Annotated in this window: 19 protein-coding genes; 5 read left to right on the plus strand and 14 right to left on the minus strand. The window is 69.3% G+C overall.

Translation table 11 applies throughout. The annotated features are described in order from the left end of the window. Window positions 1-359 precede the first annotated feature (359 nt). Window positions 360-1403 (minus strand): class II fructose-bisphosphate aldolase, encoded by a 1044-nt coding sequence (gene fbaA, locus ABIE38_RS15650; RefSeq protein ID WP_354057823.1) that lies wholly within the window; start codon window positions 1401-1403, stop codon window positions 360-362. Window positions 1404-1594: 191 nt separating this feature from the next. Here fbaA and ABIE38_RS15655 point away from each other — a divergent pair, with 191 nt between their 5' ends. Beyond that, window positions 1595-2230 (plus strand): DedA family protein, encoded by a 636-nt coding sequence (locus tag ABIE38_RS15655; RefSeq protein WP_354058174.1) that lies wholly within the window; start codon window positions 1595-1597, stop codon window positions 2228-2230. Between the two features lie 22 nt (window positions 2231-2252). On the opposite strand, the gene ABIE38_RS15660 is transcribed toward ABIE38_RS15655, so the two are convergent. The 10 genes from ABIE38_RS15660 to ABIE38_RS15705 form a co-directional block, all read right to left on the minus strand. After that, window positions 2253-2435 (minus strand): hypothetical protein, encoded by a 183-nt coding sequence (locus tag ABIE38_RS15660; protein ID WP_354057825.1) that lies wholly within the window; start codon window positions 2433-2435, stop codon window positions 2253-2255. After that, window positions 2432-2638 carry a helix-turn-helix domain-containing protein gene (locus ABIE38_RS15665; RefSeq protein ID WP_354057827.1) on the minus strand — a complete coding sequence of 69 codons (207 nt, stop codon included), beginning with the start codon at window positions 2636-2638 and terminating at the stop codon, window positions 2432-2434. The genes ABIE38_RS15660 and ABIE38_RS15665 overlap by 4 nt, the downstream gene beginning before the upstream one ends. Beyond that, window positions 2638-3117, minus strand: coding sequence for a DUF2975 domain-containing protein (locus ABIE38_RS15670; protein WP_354057829.1), 480 nt, complete (start codon window positions 3115-3117; stop codon window positions 2638-2640). The genes ABIE38_RS15665 and ABIE38_RS15670 overlap by 1 nt, the downstream gene beginning before the upstream one ends. Before the next feature lie 31 nt (window positions 3118-3148). Beyond that, window positions 3149-3853 carry a TrmH family RNA methyltransferase gene (locus tag ABIE38_RS15675; RefSeq protein ID WP_354057831.1) on the minus strand — a complete coding sequence of 235 codons (705 nt, stop codon included), beginning with the start codon at window positions 3851-3853 and terminating at the stop codon, window positions 3149-3151. Next, window positions 3850-4683 carry an SDR family oxidoreductase gene (locus ABIE38_RS15680; RefSeq protein WP_354057833.1) on the minus strand — a complete coding sequence of 278 codons (834 nt, stop codon included), beginning with the start codon at window positions 4681-4683 and terminating at the stop codon, window positions 3850-3852. Before ABIE38_RS15680 ends, ABIE38_RS15675 begins: the two co-directional genes overlap by 4 nt. Further along, window positions 4680-5477, minus strand: a complete 798-nt coding sequence (locus ABIE38_RS15685) for a lysoplasmalogenase family protein (RefSeq protein ID WP_354057835.1) — start codon at window positions 5475-5477, stop codon at window positions 4680-4682. The genes ABIE38_RS15680 and ABIE38_RS15685 overlap by 4 nt, the downstream gene beginning before the upstream one ends. Before the next feature lies 1 nt (window position 5478). Continuing rightward, a complete protein-coding gene (pyrE, locus tag ABIE38_RS15690) occupies window positions 5479-6036 on the minus strand; it encodes an orotate phosphoribosyltransferase (protein WP_354057837.1) in 558 nt (185 codons plus the stop codon). A gap of 177 nt (window positions 6037-6213) precedes the next feature. Further along, window positions 6214-7065 carry a hypothetical protein gene (locus tag ABIE38_RS15695; protein ID WP_354057839.1) on the minus strand — a complete coding sequence of 284 codons (852 nt, stop codon included), beginning with the start codon at window positions 7063-7065 and terminating at the stop codon, window positions 6214-6216. A gap of 31 nt (window positions 7066-7096) precedes the next feature. Next, entirely contained in the window at window positions 7097-7834 is a 738-nt protein-coding gene (locus ABIE38_RS15700; RefSeq protein ID WP_354057841.1) for a hypothetical protein, read from the minus strand. An 88-nt stretch (window positions 7835-7922) separates the two neighbouring features. Next, on the minus strand, window positions 7923-8648 hold the full coding sequence (locus tag ABIE38_RS15705; RefSeq protein WP_354057843.1) for a hypothetical protein: 726 nt from the start codon (window positions 8646-8648) through the stop codon (window positions 7923-7925). Window positions 8649-9117: 469 nt separating this feature from the next. Between ABIE38_RS15705 and ABIE38_RS15710 the strand changes: the two genes are divergently transcribed. Continuing rightward, window positions 9118-10383 carry a hypothetical protein gene (locus ABIE38_RS15710; RefSeq protein WP_354057845.1) on the plus strand — a complete coding sequence of 422 codons (1266 nt, stop codon included), beginning with the start codon at window positions 9118-9120 and terminating at the stop codon, window positions 10381-10383. Between the two features lie 68 nt (window positions 10384-10451). On the opposite strand, the gene ABIE38_RS15715 is transcribed toward ABIE38_RS15710, so the two are convergent. Both ABIE38_RS15715 and ABIE38_RS15720 read right to left on the minus strand, forming a co-directional pair. After that, complete coding sequence (locus ABIE38_RS15715; RefSeq protein WP_354057847.1) at window positions 10452-12635, minus strand: hypothetical protein; 2184 nt, start codon at window positions 12633-12635, stop codon at window positions 10452-10454. A 94-nt stretch (window positions 12636-12729) separates the two neighbouring features. After that, window positions 12730-13614: a sulfurtransferase gene (locus ABIE38_RS15720; protein WP_354057849.1), complete on the minus strand. Its 885-nt coding sequence runs from the start codon at window positions 13612-13614 to the stop codon at window positions 12730-12732. Window positions 13615-13765: 151 nt separating this feature from the next. On the opposite strand from ABIE38_RS15720, the gene ABIE38_RS15725 reads away from it, so the two are divergent. Then, window positions 13766-13996 carry a type II toxin-antitoxin system Phd/YefM family antitoxin gene (locus tag ABIE38_RS15725; RefSeq protein ID WP_354057851.1) on the plus strand — a complete coding sequence of 77 codons (231 nt, stop codon included), beginning with the start codon at window positions 13766-13768 and terminating at the stop codon, window positions 13994-13996. A 5-nt stretch (window positions 13997-14001) separates the two neighbouring features. Then, window positions 14002-14379 (plus strand): type II toxin-antitoxin system VapC family toxin, encoded by a 378-nt coding sequence (locus tag ABIE38_RS15730; RefSeq protein WP_354057853.1) that lies wholly within the window; start codon window positions 14002-14004, stop codon window positions 14377-14379. Between the two features lie 172 nt (window positions 14380-14551). Here the strand turns inward: ABIE38_RS15730 and clpB are convergent, their stop codons facing one another. Further along, window positions 14552-17104, minus strand: coding sequence for an ATP-dependent chaperone ClpB (gene clpB / locus ABIE38_RS15735; protein WP_354057855.1), 2553 nt, complete (start codon window positions 17102-17104; stop codon window positions 14552-14554). A gap of 232 nt (window positions 17105-17336) precedes the next feature. Here clpB and ABIE38_RS15740 point away from each other — a divergent pair, with 232 nt between their 5' ends. Continuing rightward, entirely contained in the window at window positions 17337-18173 is an 837-nt protein-coding gene (locus tag ABIE38_RS15740; protein ID WP_354057857.1) for a hypothetical protein, read from the plus strand. Window positions 18174-18189: the final 16 nt, after the last annotated feature.

An 18189-nucleotide genomic window follows, 5' to 3' on the forward strand; every position in this document is an offset into this window, starting at 1 on the left:
GCGGCCAGGTTCTGCGCCAACGTCGCCGACCGCGCCACCTCACTCAACGCCTCCGCGCCCAACGTCTCGAGAGGCTCCGGCACGGCGCGAAGCGCGCCGAACGCCGCCGAACTCGTCGTCGTCATCATCGGACCCACCGCACCCCCCCGTGCCAATCAGACCGTGCCGTCATTCGAACGTGTGATCTATTGTATCTCCTCGCCCGAGATAGTACAAGAGTTCGAATATAAGCCTCGGGCGGGGTGCCCGGACCACCCGACGATCACACGCCAGCGGCGCCCCTCCACTGAAGGAGAGACGCCGCTGGTGGCACCGACCCTGTCGGGTCGCCGCGAGTCGGATCAGGCCGAAGCCTCTATTCAGGCAGAGGCACCCTTGGACTTACCGGCCGACTTGAGGTCGTTGCACGCCTCGACGACCCGCTCGGACATCGCCTGCTCGGCCTTCTTGAGGTACGAGCGCGGGTCGTAGACCTTCTTGTTGCCGACCTCGCCGTCGATCTTCAGGACACCGTCGTAGTTGGCGAACATCTGGCCGGCGATCGGGCGGGTGAACGCGTACTGCGTGTCGGTGTCGACGTTCATCTTGATGACGCCGTAGCTCAGCGCCTCCTCGATCTCGCTCTTGGCCGAGCCCGACCCGCCGTGGAAGACGAAGTCGAACGGCAGGTCACCCTCGTTGAGGCCGAGCTTCTCAACCGCGACCTCCTGGCCCATCTTGAGCACCTCGGGACGCAGCACGACATTGCCCGGCTTGTAGACACCGTGGACGTTGCCGAACGTCGCGGCGAGCAGGTAGCGCTGGCCGGTGTTGCCGGCCCCGAGCGCGTCGATAGTCGCCTCGAAGTCCTCGCGGGAGGTGTAGAGCTTCTCGTTGATCTCGTTCTCGACACCGTCCTCCTCGCCGCCCACGACGCCGATCTCGATCTCGAGGATCTGGTTGGCGCTGGCCGTCTTCTTGAGGAGTTCCTTGGCGATCTCGAGATTGCGGTCGAGCGGGGTGGCCGAGCCGTCCCACATGTGCGACTGGAACAGCGGGTTGCGCCCGGCGTCGACGCGCTCCTGCGAGATCTGGATGAGCGGGCGCACGAAGGTGTCGAGCTTGTCCTCCGGGCAATGGTCGGTGTGCAGCGCGACCAACACGTCGTACTTCTCGGCCACGATGTGCGCGAACTCGGCCAGCGCGACCGCTCCCGTCACCATGTCCTTGACGTTCAGGCCGGAACCGAATTCCGCTCCACCCGTGGAGAACTGGATGATCCCGTCAGAGCCCGCATCGGCGAATCCCTTGATGGCCGCGTTGATGGTCTCGGAGGAGGTGCAGTTGATCGCGGGGTAGGCGAAGCCCTCCTTGCGAGCCCGGTCGAGCATGTCCTTGTACTGCTCCGGGGTGGCGATAGGCATTGACGATCCTCCAGATTTCGGCGCTGTGACTCATCCCATCCTACGAGGTACCGCGAGGTGGCGGGCCCCGGAGGACCAGCGGGGGCACGGTTTCAGCCGTTTCCCAGCAGAGCGGGTCTACGATTCCCGAGGTGAACACGCACCTGGTGGCCGAGCAGGCCCAGCACGTCCTGGCGCTCGGTCCCGGATTCATGGACCCGGAGTTCTGGCTGTCCGGCGACGGACCGTTCGGCAACGCGATACTCCCGGCGCTCCTCGCCGTGGTCTTCATCGAGTCCGGCCTGCTGTTCCCGTTCCTGCCCGGCGACTCACTGCTGTTCACCGCGGGGCTGCTCACCCAGCAGGACAACTCCTTCGCGCCCCTATGGGTGGTGCTGGTCGCCGCCCCGATCGCGGCGTTCCTCGGCGACCAGGTGGGCTACTTCATCGGCAACAGGTGGGGCCACCACCTGCGGGAGCGGCCGGACGGGCGGATCTTCAAGCAGGTCTACATCCGCGAGGCCCACGAGTTCTTCGACAAATGGGGTCCGGCCACGATCATCCTGTGTCGCTTCGTACCGATCGTCCGCACCTACGCACCGCTGGTGGCGGGCATGGCCGGCATGCGCTACCGGGTGTTCGTGCTGTTCAACGTGGTGGGCGCGGTGTTGTGGGCCGCGGGGGTGACGGCACTCGGCGCATGGTTGGGGCAATTCACCCTGATCAAGGAACACATCGACCTGATCCTCATCGGGATCGTGCTGATCTCGGTGGTACCCATGGCCGTCACCGCCGGACCGAAGCTCGTCGACCGCATCCGCAACGGGCCCTCCGCCCCGGCGGTCTGAGCTGGCGGTCTGAGCTGGATCTCTACCGTGGCCGTCCGCCCCGCCAACGGAGGGCGGCAACGGCCGCACCGACCACCAGGATTACACCGATCCCCTGGAGTCCCGGGGAGTCGTCCGCACCGCCGTGGACGATCGCCACTCCCCCGAGGCCTACCACGCTCAGGACCCCGACGAGGATCAGGACGAACTCCGCTGCGTTCCTCATTCCTCCACCCATTCCAGCAGGTCCCCGGGCTGGCACTCGAGAACGCGACACATGGACTCGAGTGTGCTGAACCGCACCGCCTTGGCGCGCCCGTTCTTCAGCACCGCCACGTTCGCCGGCGTGAGACCCACCCGCTCCGCGAACTCACCCACGCTCATCTTGCGTCTGGCGAGCTCCACGTCAATCCGCACGACGATCGGCATCACACCACCGTGTCCATCTCGGAACGCAACGAGGTGGCCTGCCGGAGGAGCGCGCGCATGACGACCATGAGCAGCGCCGCGACGGTGATGACGACGACGACGAGGAAGAGCAACAGCGGCAGTCCGGGATCGTTCGCGTTGACGCCCACGAGCAACAGGACGAGCACGAGCATCACCCAGGCGGCGACGATCGCCCCGAGGATCACATCGACCCAGATCAGTGACGCGTCGGTGAAGATGCGGTCGGCCTTGACCAGCGCGAGCAGCTTCCAGGTGGCCACCACCACGACCTGGATGCACAGCACCCAGTAGATCGACACCGCCGTCAGTGGCCACCGCAGGTGTTCGTCGGCCGGTGACATCTCGGCCATGTGCGCGAACTGCCCCGGCAACGACATGGTCTGCAACAGGAGCAGTACCGCGAACAGCACCACCAAGGACACTCGTAGCGGCAGAACCGCTCGTCTTTCGATCTCCATCTCACGACTATGAATGACTAACTATCGAAAATCAATAGCTATCTCCTCGGCCGTTCGCAGCGTGCTCGCGGACCCAGGCGTGCATCGCGATCCCCGCGGCCACGCCCGCGTTGATGGACCGGGTCGAGCCGAACTGGGCGATCGACACGGTCCTCGTCGCCCGCAGCCGGGCGTCATCGCTGACCCCGGGACCCTCCTGACCGAACAGCAGCACACACTCGCGCGGGAGCCGGGCGGTCTCGAGCGGCTCGGCGCCGGGGAGATTGTCGACGGCGATGACGGGCACCCCCTCGGACTCAGCCCAGTCCATGAGCGCGGCGACGTCCTCGTGGTGGCGCAGGTGCTGGTAGCGGTCGGTGACCATGGCCCCGCGGCGGTTCCAGCGACGTCGCCCCACGATGTGCACCTCCGCCGCGAGGAACGCGTTGGCCGTCCGGACGACGGTGCCGATGTTGGCGTCGTGGCCGAAGTTCTCGATGGCCACGTGGAACGGGTGCCGCCGGGTGTCGAGGTCGGCCACGATCGCCTCACGCCGCCAGTACCGGTAGCGGTCGACCACGTTGCGGCGGTCGCCCGAATCGAGCAGGTCCGGATCCCAGCGCTCACCCGTGGGCCGCGGCTCACCGGGGTGCTCGAGTTCCCATGGGCCCACCCCGACCTGGCCCTCTCCCCACTCCGTCGGCCCGGCCCCGGGATCCGCCGTCGCCGCCTCCGGGTTGCCCGCAGGGCCGCTCACGAGGTGAGGCGTCGATTGACCAGCCTGATGACCCGCCCAGGCCCGATCTGGGACGCCAGGTACATCGCGGTGGCCTGCCTGCCCACCGGCCGGTGGACCTCGCGACCGAGGGCGCCGCGGAGCCGACCCAGCACCCCGGACGGGGTGTGCCGCGTCTGTTCGGCCAGGTCGAAGATCTTGCCGGCCACGTCGGCCTCGGTCAGGCGGACGCCCATGTTCCGCATCCCGGCGGTGTCGACGCCCTCGAGCATGCCGGTCCCCACATAGAGCGGCCACACCGAGCACACCCGGATGCCCTTCGGATCCCACTCGAGGTCCAGCGCCTCGGTGAGTCCACGGACGGCGAACTTGGTGGCCGAGTACACGGCCATCTCGGCCTGGCCATAGATCGCCGAGGCCGAACAGACGTTGACCACGGTCGGCGCCGGGGCCTTCTCCAGGTACGGGAACGCCGCCCGGCAGCCGTTCATCACGCCCTTGACATTGACGTCCACCAGCGCCGAGTCGCGCTCGTAGCTCGCATCCGTGAACGGCATCCCGTACAGCAGCCCGGCATTGTTGACCAGGACGTCCAGTGCGCCGCCGGAGCGGGCGGTCAACTCCGCCAGGGCGGACTCCCAGGCGTCCGGGTCCGTGACGTCCAGCGCGCCGGTGACCACACGGTCATCCCCCCGAGCCCACTCGCACGCTGCCAGGTCGAAGGCACCCACGAGATAACCGGCGTCGGCGAATCTGCGCGCGGTGGCCTCACCGATCCCGCGACCGGCACCGGTGATCAGAGCCGTCCGGATCCCGGTCCCACCCGGCGAGCCCGCGTCGGCGGCGCTCATGCCGACCGCCCGGCCGTACGGGCCGCGGCCGCCGTGCCCGTGAGCAACAGCAGCGCGGCGGTGGCGTAGGTGTCGATCACGCCGACGTCCAGGGCCCGCGCGAGCACCGTCCCTCCCTCCGTCTTGCGCCTGAGCAGGATCAACGAATCGCTGAGCAGGAACACCGGCCCCGCCACGGCCAACACCGAGGCACCGGGGCCGGACCGACGATCCACCGAGGTGGCCAGCGCCGAGAGGGCCGCCAGCAATCCTCCGTACGCGGCCAGCGGGGCGTTGGCCCGGTCCTCGGCCAGCAGGATCGCTCCGGCGGCACCGGCCACCACCCCGTGCACCGCCAATTGGACCGGCTTGAACCGCAGGCCCGACCGGAGCATCAGCCCGCCGAGAGCGAGATGCCCCACCCCGAAGGCGGCCGCGCCCGAGACGAGCCGGGTACCGGAGCGGCTGGCGTGCCCCCCGCCGAGCATGAGGATCACGTCGCCGGTGGTGTATGCCGCGCCGGTGATGGAGAGCAGTGCGGTGTCGACCGTCCCGAGACCGCCATTACCCGCTCCCGCGCCTCCGCGGGCCCCCTCACGGAGTGCGATGGTCAGCGCGGCCGGGACGATGAGCGGCTTGCAGAGCTTCTCCAGCGGGCCGAAACCGGTCGCCTTGGCGACCTCCGTCCCCGCGGCCGCGGCGAGGAACGCGGGTCCCTCCGGCCGGGAGGGGTCCATGAGCGAGAGCACCCGCTCCCGCAGCGCCTGGGTGAGGACGGTGGGGAAGGTCCCCGGCGTTGTCCACTTGGTGGTCATGTCACTCCAGTCCCAGGTCTGTCAGGCCGAGCAGGGCGCGGTAGTCCACGCCCTCGGCCCGGATCACGTCATCGGCGCCGGTGGCACGGTCGACGACGGTCGCCACGCCCACCACCTCGGCGCCGGCCTCGCGCAGGGCGGCCACCGCGGTGAGCGGGGAGTTGCCGGTGGTCGTGGTGTCCTCGACGACGAGCACCCGCTTCCCCACGATGTCCGGCCCCTCGATCCGGCGTTGCATCCCGTGCTTCTTGGTCTCCTTGCGGACGACGAACGCGTCGATCGGCCGACCCGGCGCGTGCATGATCGCCGTGGCGACAGGGTCGGCACCGAGGGTCAGCCCGCCGACCGCGTCGAACTCCCAGTCGTCGGTCAGTTCACGCAGCAACCGGCCGATCAACGGCGACGCCTCGTGGTGCAGGGTCGCGCGGCGCAGGTCCACGTAGTAGTCGGCCTCGCGGCCCGAGGAGAGGGTGACTCGGCCGTGGACGACGGCGAGCTCGGTGACCAGCTCGGCCAGGCGCGCCCTGGCGGTCGCGTCGACGGGGGTGGGGGCGGGCATCGGGCTCCTCTGATCAGCGGCGGCGGTGGCTGCAGCGACGGTATCGGTACCGGGGTCGACTCTAGACGCGGGCCACGACAGGTCGCGACAGAAGGAGGGCGGGCCGGTCGCGTGATGCGACCGGCCCGTCCTCGTTCAGCGAGAGACCGAGTCGGGGCTCGTACCTCTCCGCGACTTCTACTCGTCGACCGGCGGCTCCGGCTCCGGCTCGACCGGCGGCTCCGGGTCGACGGGCCCGTTCCCGCCGCCTCCCAGCGAACCGAGAGACCCGGTCGCGAGGCTGCCGCTGTCCTCGGGAATGACGACCGGCGGGGGCCAGCCGTCCTCGAACGTGGACCACGCGTACAGCTGGCCGGAGCCCTGCGCGGCCGCGGAGTTGGTCCCCTGGGCGCACATGGTGAAGAAGCCGATCAGATCCTCACCGCGGGGCTGGGTGGCCGGCGGCCCGAGCGCGATGGTCCGGTTGACCGTCTGCCCGTTGGTCATCTGGAACGACCCGGTCGTGCCGAACAGCCCGTCGACCTTGGCCTTCGTGTTTGCCTCTGTGATCTGCGAGCGAAGCCGGACCGCTTCGGTCGCCATGTCGCCCAGGCTGCCCTGCGGGAAGAACTGGGTGAGCGGCCACAGGGGCATGGTGATCGTCGACCCGGATGCCGAGATACTGACCGTCTCCGCCCGGACGTTCTGGTAGCGCGAGTAGTACTCGGCCGACATCTCGACGACGGGCGCCGTCGAGACCGTGCCACCGGGCCGGGCGCCCGCTGCCGTGTCCGGGTTGGGGGCCTCACAGAAGACGGTGAAGCCGAGGTTGTTGGTCATCGAGACCTGGACGGTGCCCGCTGCCCGGTCGACGTTGACGATGTCAACGGTCATACCCGCGTTGTTGACGACGACGGTGCGGCCGTCACCGTTGTCACCGGGGACGACGGTGACGGTGTTCTGCGCGGCTGCGGTCCCGGCCAGGCCGAGCACCATAAGGGCGCTCGCGGTCGCCGCTGTGAAGCCCTTGAGGGCGCTTGAGGTGGACATGAGTCTCCTTGAGAATTCGGTCTGGAGGGGGTTACGAGCCGACGGAACCGGCACCGAGGCTTCCCGTGGTGTCGGGGTCGGGCGCCGGGTTCGGATCCACGATGTTCTCGAGACCGGTGTAGAGGAACCAGTCGTTGGTCACCATGTTGCGGCACATGAACACCGCGGCAGCCCTCCATTCGCCACGGTCGCCGGTGGCCGGGACACCGAGTGCGGCCGAGTAGTCCACGGTGGCACCGGCCGGGACGGTGAACTGGAGCGCGTTGTTCACCCGGGGGTCACCCGTGCGTCCGGCGACCCGTGCCTCGTTGTGCGCCTGCCGGGGACCGGCTTCCGCCGAGCCGATGGCGCTGCCCGCGGGGAACACGTCGAGGGCGGAGCCGAACGACACCAGGTCACCGTTGGCGTTGGTGTCGGTGGGACCGGTGAAGACCCGGGTCCGGTAGTACTCCTGGACCTCCGCGGCCGCCGCCGCGGTGGTCACCTGGCCGTACCCGAGCGCGGTGTTCTGCCCGCCGATGTTGAACTGCGGGACCTCACACCGGAAGTTCGCGTCCGTGGTGTTCTCGATCGACCCGGTGATCTGCGTGGGCGCCTCTCCCTTGTCGTCGACCGTGACGATGAGTGAGGTGTCGTCGACCTTGATGACGTAGCCGCCGGGGTTCCCGCCGGGCACCTGGGCGAGCGCGGGGGCCGCGCCGGCCACGAGGGCCAGTGCGGCAGCCGCAGCGACAGCCCCGCGCACTGCTGTGGTGGTGGTTGAGATCATTCTTCACTGCTCCTGTCGTACCGATCCTCGTGGAGAGACCGGGGTCCTATCGGATTGCTCTGATCGCGGGTGACCGCGGGGTTGACTGTCAGCTGCCGAGGCCGGCGCTGCCGAGGCTGCCCGTCGAGGTGTTGGTCGCGTAGTCCGGCTTCACGCCTCCCTCGTAGGCGTGGAAGGCGTAGCGCTGACCGGAGATGGTGCAGGTCATGAACACGCCGGTCTGGAAGTCCGCGCGCTGACCCTGGACCGGGTGATCGAGCCGCACGTTCTGCTCGAACGCCGAGGTGGCGGGGATGTTGATGTTCGTCCCGAAGACCCCGTAGTGGCCGGCGAGACGAGCCTGCTCGAGAGCGGCCTCGTTCTGGTTGAGGGCGTCCCACTCCGGATTGAAGAACTCCGCGGCGCTTCCGGCCTGGACCTGTGCGGACCCGAGACCGATGTTCTGTGCACCACCCGCGGCGGAGGGGAGGTTGAGGGTCAGGTCGGCGAGCTCGGACAGCGGGTACTGGGTGAAGTAGTCGATAGAACGGGCCACGACCTCGGCGGTGGTGACGGTCGCCGCAGGTCCGCCGTCGATACCGGTGCAGTTGAGGTTGGTCCCGGTGTTGTTCTGCAACACCACCCGGACGGTCCCGGTCGCCTGGTCGAGGGGGTCGACGGCGAGCTGGATCTGCGTGCTGTCGACCGGGTACACCGTGGTGCGGGGATTGTTTCCCGGGATCTGGGCGTTGGCGGCCGGCGCTGCAGCGGCGACGAACGCCGCGGCCAGTCCGAGCGCCGCGATTCTGGCTGAAGGGTGCCACGTACGTGCCATGGATCGTTCTCCTTAACATTGGCTTAGATCTGGATGAAGTCGGATCCCGGGCCATCGGGGGCGACGACCGGCCTTCGTCTCAGATAGGTAGTCCCGGCAAGTGTGACATGACGCACACCACTGTCACACCCGACTTATTATTTAGATCCGATAACGTTTTGCCCCAATCTTCACAAACTTCACAACTGACACGTCAGTAACAATTTTGACACTTTTCGCCGGATCTGTCCTCTGCCAGCGCGTTCTCGCGCCTGAGCCGCACATCGCGAAGCTGTCGAGAAAAACCACTCCGTCCAAATAAGCCTGCGTATACCATTGGTACTCCCTAGTGGTTTATGTCACACTTCCCCTGTCGCACCGTTCGCTCAGCTGACGAACAGACAACCCGAACGCCCGTAACGGGCCGCCGAACGGCTTCCAGCACCACCCGTCGCGAGGCGCTGGAGACCTCCGAGATAAAGGACGCCCCATGTTGTTGAAACGAGCTACGGCACTGGTGGCCGGAGCCACCCTGCCGCTGGCCGCTGCCATCGCCATCGCACCGGCGGCTGCCGCACAGAACTCACCGACCACCACCCAGCAGGTGGAGGTCACCTACACCTGCACCCCCGACAACGCGTTGAACATCGGGGGCGTGAACACCTGGACCAACACGGTGGACGTCACCTACCCGACGTTCGTCTCCCCGGGTGAGTTCTTCGACGTCTCGATCCAGCCCGGACCGATGCAGCCCAACACGGTGCGCGTCGGCCGGATCACCTACGACATCCAGACCCCGAGCAACGCCGACTACCGCACGCAGGCGCTGACGGGCGGGGCGAGCGGGATCACCGCCGGCACCCCCTCGTTGGTCGAGGTCAACCCGACGACGAAGGCGACCCAGGCCGGTTCCAACACCGTCCGCATCTGGGGCAACGCCTCGGCCCGCTACGGGACGACGACCGGAACCAGCATCAACACGGGATTGCAGAAGAACAACAACCAGCCGTTCCAGCTGCCCGAGGTCACCTTCAGCATGCGTGCGCCGAACACGCCGAGCGAGCAGATCACCTTCGGCCTGGCCGGGGCCGGGGCCGCCGCGCCGACCGACGCTGCGTCGAGCCAGTTCCAGTACACCCGAGGCACCACTGCGGGCGGCACCGGCACCACAGGCGCCCAGGTCGAGTGTGCCGTGAGCGCCAACGCGGCAGCGCTCACGACCACCACGATCACGAACGCCCCGTGGGTTCCGTTTGAGTGGAACACCAACCTGAACGTCCAGGCTCAGCCCGGCACCCTCGACGAGGATTCGCTCGCCGTCAACGTGGTCACCTCGTTCATTCGCCCGGCGAACAACTTCCCCGAGGGCACGATGGTCACGATCTTCCGCGACGGTGTCGAGGTCGGTGAGGTGGAGATGCCGGCGAGCGGCACCACCGTCGCGTTCCCGGACGAGATCACGCGCACCGCCGACACCCAGGTGTATCGCTACACCGCGGTGGTGAACAACACCGACGCCCTCGGTGACACCTGGGTCGGCGCGACCGCGACCTCGTCGCCCGTCATCGTCACCGGAACCAACCCCGGTGCCGGCGGTGGCGGCGGTACCGGTTCGCTGGATCCCGGTTCCGTGGTCAACCCGATCGACTCGGCCATCGCGGGTTCACTCACCGGTAGCCTGTCCGACTCGGCCGGCTACGACATCGCTCCGCTGTCGAGCCCGAACGTCCTCGGTCTGCTGAGCTCCGCCATCTGACACACCCCGCACAACCGAGAGGACCTGTCCGCGCATCCGGCGCGGACGGGTCCTCTCGTCGCGGTAGGTCAGTCCCGGATATCCGGCGGCAACCTGAGACGGGTGGTCTGCTCGACGTCCGGATCCACTCCCGGGCGCTCACGACCGGTACCCGTGCCGGTCGAGGCCGCCGTCGACGACTCCGCGTCCGCGGCCTGCTCGTCCTCCGGTTCCGCACGCCGGTGCTTACCGCTGCCGGCCCGCGGGGGCGCGGGTGTCACCTCGGGCCGAAGCCACACGGGGGTCTGGTCGTCCGCCGGCTGCGCGTCCGATGGCTGGGCGTGGCGTCCACCGACCCCCGTGTCCAGATCGGACCCACCGTCGATGCGGGCCGCGTCGAACCGCTCGACCTCGGTGCGGATCTCGTCCTCGTCGTCCTCCGACCCGAGAGGTTTGATCCCCGACCCTCCCGTGGCCACGCCCGCCGCCAGCGGCGGGACCGAGGCGTCCTCGGGATATGCCTGACCGGCACCGCGTGTCGGCCGGGACAGGGGCGGACGCGTGGGCAGATGGTCCGCCGCCACGTCACCGCGCGCCGGCAGCGGCCCCGAGGGCTCCATGATCTCGGCGAAGGGGTCGGGCTCCTCCGACACCGAGTGCTCCACGGTGTGGTCCACCGTGCTGTCCCCGAGGGAGGAACCGGCAGCCTCCTCCGGCGCCTCACCGGCAGCAGGCTCCGGCTCGGTCTCGGTCTCGGTCTCGGCGTCTCCGCGGTCGGCCACCACCGGCACATCGGCGAGATCGCGCGCACCCTTGCGCTCCGGCACCAACCGCAGGTGCCCGGCGCGCCGGGGCTCGGGTTGCCGGCGCTCGGGTTGCAGGGACTCGGGCTGCTCATCCGCGCCCTGGTCATCCGGGTCCGCAACGGCAATGGGCTGCGCGGTGACCGAAGCCGGCGTCTGCTGAGCGACGTCGTCCGCAGCGGGCAGAACCGAGGTAGCCACCGATGCGTATGCCGGCGCGGTCGTCCCGTGCGTTCCGGTCCCGACCTCGCCGTCCATGCCCATAGTGGGGTCCGCCTCCGGGCCGTCCGCCGCCCCCGGTGAACCCGGGTCGATCTCGAGGGGCAGGGCGCGGGCCCGGCCCCCGATGGGCGGGAACGGGGCCAGCACATCGGCCATGCCGTGCAGGGCCACCACGACGTCGTCCCACGTGGACGGATCGTCGACGCCGTCGATCGTCGCCGCCACCCACTCACCCTCGGCCCAGATGCGGCGTACGTCGGCCGGGACGTCACAGACCGCGCTGGTCAGACGATCACGGTCGATCAGATCGAGTCGGCCGTAGTCGGAGCTCCGGGCCTCCAGCGACGCCACCTCGCCGGCGTCGTGGAATCCGGGCTCGGCGTCGACATCGGCGCGGCTCAGATCCAGGACCACGTCCGAGGCGGTGTCCCGGCGCAACGCCAGGACGGTCCGGCCGCCGGTGACGCCCATGATCGCCCGCCGCCCCCGGAACATCCCGTGCGAGACCGTGCCGAGTGCGCTGAGACCTCCCGCGAAATCGCCGTGCCGGAACTCCGGGGCCGGAGTGGGGGTCGGCTCGAACTCGCGGTCCTCCAGCCACCGCACCACGGGCGAATCGGCGAGCGGGTCGACGGCGGGCAGCACCTCCTGCTCGGGCCGGCGCCCGTTCTGTCGGCGGGCCGGGAGGAAGCCCCGGACCCGATCGAGCAGACGCGGCGCCGACTGTGCGGTGGGCTCGGCGATGGGTTCGGCGGTCGGCTGCGCCGCGGGTTCTGCGTCGCGGTCAGTGGCGGGTGCGGCGGCGGCCTCGTGGATGGGCCCATCGTTGACGGGCTCTTCGGGGCGCGCGATTTCCGGCCCGCCCGTTTCGGGTTCGACCGGGGTCGCCGGCGGGAACACGGACGCGTGTACCGCAGCGCCCGGATCCTCGGCGCCAGGCTTCACGGGTCCCGGACCCGCGTCACCCGGGCCTGCCGCGCGCTGGAACGGCGCCAGCTGCGGAGCCCCGGATTCGCCCGCGTGCTCCTCCCCGGACTCGTCGACGTCACCCGCCGGCGGGGTGACGGGCGGGGCTTCGTCGTCGTTCTCGTCGTCGTCGGACAGGACCCCCTCCCCTGCCGACCCGGCGCCGACCGCCGACGGGGTCCCGCGCGACGCGGCGCCCCCGCGTTGTCTGGCGTCCAGACGCAGGAGGATGAGCGCCGCGGCGAGCAGCACGAGGGCCAGGAGGAACCAGAACACGACCATGTCCACAGAGGGTAGTCAGCGCTGGTGGGGTTACCCGCCAGGCACCGCGGCGCTGCGTGACCTGGACCCGCCCGGGCACCGGCGGAGGCGCGGGCTAGCGGGGGTTCTCCCCCAGCGCGATCGGCCGCCGACGATCCGCCGACCACTGCGACCACGACCCCGGGAACAGTCGCCCCGCCTCGATCCCGGCCACCTCCATCGCCGCAAGTGCATGGCACGCGTGGATGCCGGAACCGCAGTAGACCACGGTGTCCTTACCGCTGGTCACGCCCACGTCGGCGAACATCTGACGGATACGCTCGGCGGGGAGGAACCGACCGCTCTCGTCGAGGAACGACGAGGTGGGCAGATTGACGGCGCCCGGGATGTGGCCGGCCCGCGAATCCATCGGCTCGGTGTGGCCTGCGTAGCGCTCGGCCGCGCGGACGTCGATCAGGACGCCCTCGTCGGGGCTGGCCCCCGTCTCGTCGATGTCGGCCGTGCGCATGTGATCGAGCCTGAAGGTGAAGTCGCCGCGCTCGACCGGGTTACCCGGCCCCACCGCCAGGTCCTCGCCCTCGGCGATCCACGCCTTCAGGCCGCCGTCGAGGAGATAGACGTCCTCCTTGCCGGCCCAGCGCATCAACCACCACGCGCGCGCCGCGGACGTGTTCCCCGAGTCGTCGTAGATCACCACGCGGCTGTCGTTGTCCACCCCGGCACGGCGCAGGGCGTCCTCGAAGTCGTCGGGCGAGGGGAGCGGGTGACGGCCCTCGCGGACGTTGCGCTGGCCCGAGAGCTCGGTGGGGAGATCGACGTACTGCGCACCGGGGATGTGGCCCGAGTAGTAGTGCTCGCGCCCGCGGGCGTCGCCGAGCCGCCAGCGCACGTCGAGGATCACGGGGGTGGGAAGGCTCGCCACGTCCCTGATCAACTCGCGCGCCGTGACGAGGAGGGGACTGACCTGGGTGTCGGATGCGGGTGCGGTGGCTCTGATCACGGGTCCATGGTAGTCGCGATGACGACGAGGCGGATCCCCTCATCGGGGACTGATCCGTCACTCTGTGGGCTCGGGGGCGGATACCCGACTTCCTGGCGAGCACACCGACGACTCATGGACTTAGTTCGACTTAGTCCATAGAATCTAGCTTATGACGACCGTGAATATCCACGAGGCGAAGACCCACCTGTCCAAGCTGTTGGAACGCATCGAGGCGGGCGAGACCATCACGATCGCGCGTGCCGGGCGCCCGGTCGCGGATCTGGTCCCCCACAGGCGGGCGGACATCGTATGGGGCGCACTCAAGGGTCAGATCGCCTACGTGGACGCAGACCTGATGGGCCCGGACGAGGACATCATCGCTTCGTTCGACGGAGAGTGACCGGGATGCTCCTCGACAGCCACGTGGTGGTCTGGCTCATGGACGACAATCCGCGTCTCGGCCCATCCTCACGTGAGGCGATCACCTCCGCACCCGCAGTGCTGTGCTCGGCGGCCTCCCTCTGGGAACTACGCATCAAGCACCTCAACGGAAAAGTCAGCTTGCCGACCGACTTCACTGAGTCCGTGTTCACAGCCGGAGTGGTCGAACTGCCGGTCTCATCAGCCCATGTGGCCGCCGTCGACCCTTCAGCACTGCCGCACCGAGATCCGTTCGACCACATGCTCGTCGCGCAGGCTCGCGTCGAGGGGCTGCGATTCGTCACCGCAGACGCTGCGATCCTCTCGGCCGGGCTCCCCTTCGTCGTCGACGCGAGGAAGTAGGCACTCCCCGCCGGACGGGCACCGTCGCGGGGACGCGTCACTCCGGGATCTGCGGTCGCCCGCCACGCACAACGAGACGGTCCCGACCACCACTAGGTGGTCGGGACCGTCATTCGCCGGACGCCGCGGCGACGCCACCCGGGCCCGTTGGGCACCGGAGTCGTCCGGCGCATCAGCCCAGCGTGAGCGACTCGCCGTCCTCCGCCAGCGAGACCCGCACGGTGTCGCCGTCGCGGATGTCGCCGCCGAGCAGGGCGCGGGCCAGCTTGTCGCCGATCGCCTGCTGCACCAGCCGGCGCAGCGGGCGGGCGCCGTAGGCCGGGTCGTACCCGCGCCGCGCCAGCCAGCCCTTGGCTGCGTCGTCGACCTCCAGGGTCAGTCGCCGACCCTTGAGTCGCCGCGCGAGCTCGTCGATCTGGATGTCGACGATCGACTCGAGCTGCTCCTCGCTGAGCGAGTCGAACATCACCACGTCGTCGAGCCGGTTGATGAACTCCGGCTTGAAAGCGCGCTTGACCGCGTCCATCGTCTGCTCCCGCGATCCACCCGCCCCCAGGTTGGAGGTGAGCACGAGGATCGTGTTGCGGAAGTCGACCGTGCGCCCCTGGCCGTCGGTGAGACGGCCGTCGTCGAGCACCTGCAGGAGGATGTCGAAGACGTCCGGGTGCGCCTTCTCGACCTCGTCGAGCAGGACGATCGTGTACGGACGCCGTCGTACGGCCTCGGTGAGCTGCCCTCCGGCCTCGTAGCCGACGTACCCCGGAGGGGCACCCACCAGCCGCGAGACGCTGTGCTTCTCCGAGTACTCGCTCATGTCGATCCGGACCATGGCCCGCTCGTCGTCGAACAGGAACTCGGCGAGCGCCTTGGCCAGCTCCGTCTTGCCCACACCCGTGGGGCCCAGGAAGAGGAAGGAGCCGGTGGGCCGGTCGGGGTCGGCGACCCCGGCGCGCGACCGACGGACCGCATCGGACACGGCCCGGACCGCCTCGCCCTGGCCGACGACCCGACGCGCGATCTCGTCCTCCATGCGCAGCAATTTCTCGGTCTCGCCCTGGAGCATCTTGCCCACGGGGATCCCGGTCCAGGCGGAGACGACCTCGGCGACGTCCTCAGGGCCGACCTCCTCCTTGAGCATCGCGTTGGAGGCGGCGTCGTTCTCCTCCGCCTGGGCGAGCTGCTTCTCCAGCTCGGGCAGCCGTCCGTAGCGGATCTCGGCGACCCGTGCGTAGTCGCCGTCCCGCTCGGCCTTCTCGGACTCGGTGCGCAGCGCGTCGAGCTCCTCCTTGACCTTCTGCACGCCCTGGATGGCGGTCTTCTCGTTCTGCCACCGGGCGGTCAGCTCGGCGAGCTTCTCCTTGGAGTCGGCGAGCTCGGACTGGAGCGCGACGAGGCGGTCCTTGGACGCCGCATCGGTCTCCTTCTGCAGCGCCACCTCCTCGATCTCGAGTCGGCGCACGATCCGCTCGGCGGCGTCGATCTCCTCCGGTCGGGAGTCGATCTCCATCTTGAGCCGGCTCGCGGCCTCGTCGACCAGGTCGATCGCCTTGTCGGGGAGGAATCGCTGGGTGATGTAGCGATCCGAGAGCGCGGCCGCGGAGACCAGCGCGGAGTCGGTGATCCGCACACCGTGGTGCACCTCGTAACGCTCCTTGAGCCCGCGCAGGATGCCGACCGTGTCCTCGACGCTCGGCTCCCCCACGTAGACCTGCTGGAAGCGGCGCTCGAGGGCGGCGTCCTTCTCGATGTACTTGCGGTACTCGTCGAGCGTGGTGGCACCGACCAGGCGCAGCTCACCGCGGGCGAGCATCGGCTTGATCATGTTGCCTGCGTCCATCGACCCCTCGCCGGTCGCGCCGGCGCCGACGATGGTGTGGACCTCGTCGATGAAGGTGATGATCTGCCCCTCGGAGGCCGTGATCTCGTCGAGCACGGCCTTGAGCCGCTCCTCGAACTCGCCGCGGTACTTGGCGCCCGCGACCATCGAGCCCAGGTCGAGCGAGAGCAGGGTCTTGCCCCTGAGCGACTCGGGGACGTCGCCGTCCACGATCCGCCGGGCGAGCCCCTCGACGATGGCGGTCTTGCCCACGCCGGGTTCGCCGATGAGCACCGGGTTGTTCTTGGTGCGCCTGGACAGCACCTGCACCACGCGCCGGATCTCCGAGTCGCGCCCGATGACCGGGTCGATCTTGCCCTCACGTGCGCGGGCCGTGAGATCCGTGGAGTACTTCTCCAACGCCTGGTACTGGTCCTCGGGGTTCTCGGTGGTCACGCGGGTGTTGCCGCGGACCGCGGCGAACGCCTTCTTGAGCGCGTCCTCGGTGGCCCCGAGCTCGCCCAGGAGCTTGGCCGCATCGCCCCCGGTGTGGCCCGCGGCGATGCCGACCAGGACGTGCTCGGTGGAGACGTAGTCGTCGCCCATCTCGGACGCGAGGTTCTGGGAGAAGCTGATGACGGCGAGGGCGTCGCGGTTGAAGTTGGGGGCGGCCAGCCCCGAGCCGGACGCACTGGGGTAGCTCGCGGTGAGCGCCTTGGCCTGGGTGAGCGCCAGTTGCGGGTCCACCCCGCAGGCCTGGAGCAGGGGCGTGGCGATCCCGTCCTGTTGTTCGAGCAGCGCCACCAGTAGGTGGCCCGGACGGACATCCGGGTTCCCTGCCGCCGAGGCGGCTTGGACGGCGGCCGACAGAGCCGCCTGGGTCTTGGTCGTGGGGTTGAACTGGCTCATCGACCGGTCCTTTCTTCGACGTGTTCTTGAGCGTACTCGGATCAATACCGGCCCACATCAGGACCGGACAGTCCGTACAACTACCGAACAGTTGAGTCTATTCCGCTCAAGTCGCCAATTCCGGTGTGAACGCCGCCACCACGTGAGTATGTTCTTACGGGTACCGCGAGGCCCCTCCCCTCGCATTGACCCAGAACAGGCCTCCGTTGACCCCCTCACCCCACCCCGCGCCGTGAACAGACAGCGATCCGTTCATCCCGCCGTCAGCTTCTCCGCCTACCTGCTGGCGATCGCCGTGCCGCTCGTCCTGGCTCTGGCGATCGTGGGATCCTCACCGGCCCTCCTGGCGATGGTCCCCGAGGAGCACCGCGGCACCGTCGCCTCCTTCGGCGAGGGCGCAGCCCGCGTGTCAGGCGGAGACGGCGGCCTGTTCAGGCCGGCCCACGCCGATGCCGTCAACTCCACGGTCCCGGGGACGGCCGTCCCGTTCCGGGGCGAGTGGTCGCCGCGCCGCGCCGCCGACATCCAGCCCCCGGCCGGGCTCATCGCGGGGGTCGACTACGCCGTGGACGCCACCGACGACGGGTACATCGCCCACTGGCCGTGCGAGCACGAGATCCCCGTGCGCTCCTACGACGCGCCCCCGGGCAGCGAGACCGACCTCGCGTGGGCGGTCGAGACTCTCGCCTTCGCCAGCGGCCTCCCCCTCAGGTACGCGGGGCCCGGCGCCGAGGGAGACCGCGAAGGCGACGGCGCCATCTCCGTGACGTACGGCGACCACCCGATGTTCCACACCGACCCGGAGATCGCGGGAGTGGGCGGCGTCACGGTGTGGCCGCGAGGGTTGGTCCTCCAGGGCTCGGTCACCCTGCGCCCGGATCAGATCAGCCACTCCCCCGGGGACACCTGGACCCGCAGCCTGACACTTCACGAACTCATGCACGCCGTGGGCGTCGACCACGCCGTCGCGCACGGCCCCGAGGTCATGGCGGAACGGCCGGGCCCGCACCCCCAGACGATCCTGGGCTACGGCGACCAGTTCGCGCTCCGGCTCGTCGGCTGCCTGTGACGCGCGGAGTACCCGC

Origin of the sequence: Dietzia sp. 2505, from assembly GCF_040546785.1 — a bacterium.
GTDB lineage: Bacteria > Actinomycetota > Actinomycetes > Mycobacteriales > Mycobacteriaceae > Dietzia.

Bases quoted from the DNA above. Each gene is read 5' to 3' on its own strand.
- ABIE38_RS15695 (WP_354057839.1), bottom strand. From the start codon at position 7,065: ATGTCCACCTCAAGCGCCCTCAAGGGCTTCACAGCGGCGACCGCGAGC.
- ABIE38_RS15680 (WP_354057833.1), bottom strand. From the start codon at position 4,683: ATGAGCGCCGCCGACGCGGGCTCGCCGGGTGGGACCGGGATCCGGACG.
- clpB (WP_354057855.1), bottom strand. From the start codon at position 17,104: ATGAGCCAGTTCAACCCCACGACCAAGACCCAGGCGGCTCTGTCGGCC.
- ABIE38_RS15710 (WP_354057845.1), top strand. From the start codon at position 9,118: ATGTTGTTGAAACGAGCTACGGCACTGGTGGCCGGAGCCACCCTGCCG.
- ABIE38_RS15665 (WP_354057827.1), bottom strand. From the start codon at position 2,638: ATGCCGATCGTCGTGCGGATTGACGTGGAGCTCGCCAGACGCAAGATG.
- pyrE (WP_354057837.1), bottom strand. From the start codon at position 6,036: ATGCCCGCCCCCACCCCCGTCGACGCGACCGCCAGGGCGCGCCTGGCC.
- ABIE38_RS15715 (WP_354057847.1), bottom strand. From the start codon at position 12,635: ATGGTCGTGTTCTGGTTCCTCCTGGCCCTCGTGCTGCTCGCCGCGGCG.
- ABIE38_RS15670 (WP_354057829.1), bottom strand. From the start codon at position 3,117: ATGGAGATCGAAAGACGAGCGGTTCTGCCGCTACGAGTGTCCTTGGTG.
- ABIE38_RS15660 (WP_354057825.1), bottom strand. From the start codon at position 2,435: ATGAGGAACGCAGCGGAGTTCGTCCTGATCCTCGTCGGGGTCCTGAGC.
- ABIE38_RS15725 (WP_354057851.1), top strand. From the start codon at position 13,766: ATGACGACCGTGAATATCCACGAGGCGAAGACCCACCTGTCCAAGCTG.
- ABIE38_RS15655 (WP_354058174.1), top strand. From the start codon at position 1,595: ATGGACCCGGAGTTCTGGCTGTCCGGCGACGGACCGTTCGGCAACGCG.
- ABIE38_RS15730 (WP_354057853.1), top strand. From the start codon at position 14,002: ATGCTCCTCGACAGCCACGTGGTGGTCTGGCTCATGGACGACAATCCG.
- fbaA (WP_354057823.1), bottom strand. From the start codon at position 1,403: ATGCCTATCGCCACCCCGGAGCAGTACAAGGACATGCTCGACCGGGCT.
- ABIE38_RS15685 (WP_354057835.1), bottom strand. From the start codon at position 5,477: ATGACCACCAAGTGGACAACGCCGGGGACCTTCCCCACCGTCCTCACC.
- ABIE38_RS15705 (WP_354057843.1), bottom strand. From the start codon at position 8,648: ATGGCACGTACGTGGCACCCTTCAGCCAGAATCGCGGCGCTCGGACTG.
- ABIE38_RS15700 (WP_354057841.1), bottom strand. From the start codon at position 7,834: ATGATCTCAACCACCACCACAGCAGTGCGCGGGGCTGTCGCTGCGGCT.